Source organism: Sphingopyxis sp. BSNA05 (genome assembly GCF_013265645.1).
In the GTDB taxonomy this organism is placed as follows: Bacteria; Pseudomonadota; Alphaproteobacteria; order Sphingomonadales; family Sphingomonadaceae; genus Parasphingorhabdus.
The window spans coordinates 1-1,050 of sequence record NZ_PYIA01000087.1 but is presented as its reverse complement, the minus strand read 5'-3'; the positions used below and the strand labels follow the sequence as shown (position 1 = coordinate 1,050).

Here is a 1,050-nt window from a genome sequence, read left to right as displayed (position 1 = left end):
AAACCCGGCGGGCAGTTTCAGCAGCGCACCGCTCGCTTCACCCTGTTGCGGATCGCCCCAAAGAAAAGCCATTTGCGGCGCGCTCGCACCCTGAGCCATTTGCAGCCACTCGACGTTGGCGGCATCTAGCCAGACGAAATTGGACTGGTGCATGTTGATCGGCCGTTCGCCATTGTCGAAGGTTTCATCCGACGGTTTGACCAGATAGGGGCCATCGTCGATCTCGATATAGGCGAGATTGGCGACGCCTCGCGCCGCGGTAATATGCGATTCACCGGCGGGCTGGGTCCAGAAGGAACCGGCGGGCAGCCACATCTTGGCGGCGGCCGGATCGTCATTGTGGACCAGCCCCTCGATCACCAGGCCCCGGTAGGAGATATTGTGGATATGCGGCGGCGAGGCAAATCCTTCCTCGAAACGGACCAGAAAGCCGGAAGCGCCCTGCATGGTGCGATCCCCCCAGAGATTGCCCGCGCGCGGGCTCGCGTCCCCGCGCGCCGCGTTGAGCGGTCCCCACTGGACATTTTCGGGGACCATCAGCTCGGCGCTGGAAGGCGCTTCGGTCCGGGAACCCGCGTCTCGCGCAACCGCCGGCGAACAGGCCAGGGCGGTTGCGGAGAATGCGGTCGCGATCGATAAAAGCAATTTTCGGGTCACAACTGATTTCCTTTGGTCAGGGAACAGAAGGTATTGGCGCTCAGACTTCGGTCAATATGTCCGAGAGGGGCAGGCGCGATTTCGGCAATTTGGCATTATAGTCCGCTTCGTCGTCGCTGTAGCCCAGAGCGACTACGACGAGGCTATTATAGCCTTGCTCGCGCAGCCCGAATTCCTCGTCCAGTGTCTTGGTGTCGATTCCTTCCATCGGGGTGGCGTCGATACCGAGCGTCGCAACGCCGAGCAGAAACTGGCCGATGTTCAGATAGACCTGCTTGTCCATCCAATGCTGCACGTCCTTCATATCCTGCTTGTGGAGATTGACGAACAGGCTGCGGCCACCGTGCATCTGGGCGCGGAAGGTTTCGGGGTCGGCTTCGAACCGGCCGTCTT

The 1,050-nt window shown here is 61.0% G+C and carries 2 protein-coding genes; both read right to left on the bottom strand.

Features of this window, described 5'->3' with window-relative positions; translation table 11 throughout:
• The coding region (locus tag C8024_RS09930) for a DUF4437 domain-containing protein (RefSeq protein WP_217272133.1) at window positions 1–657 on the bottom strand (657 nt) is incomplete at its 3' end.
• Between the two features lie 40 nt (window positions 658–697).
• A partial coding sequence (locus C8024_RS09925) for a nitroreductase family protein (protein WP_173204628.1) occupies window positions 698–1,050 on the bottom strand: 353 nt, incomplete at its 5' end.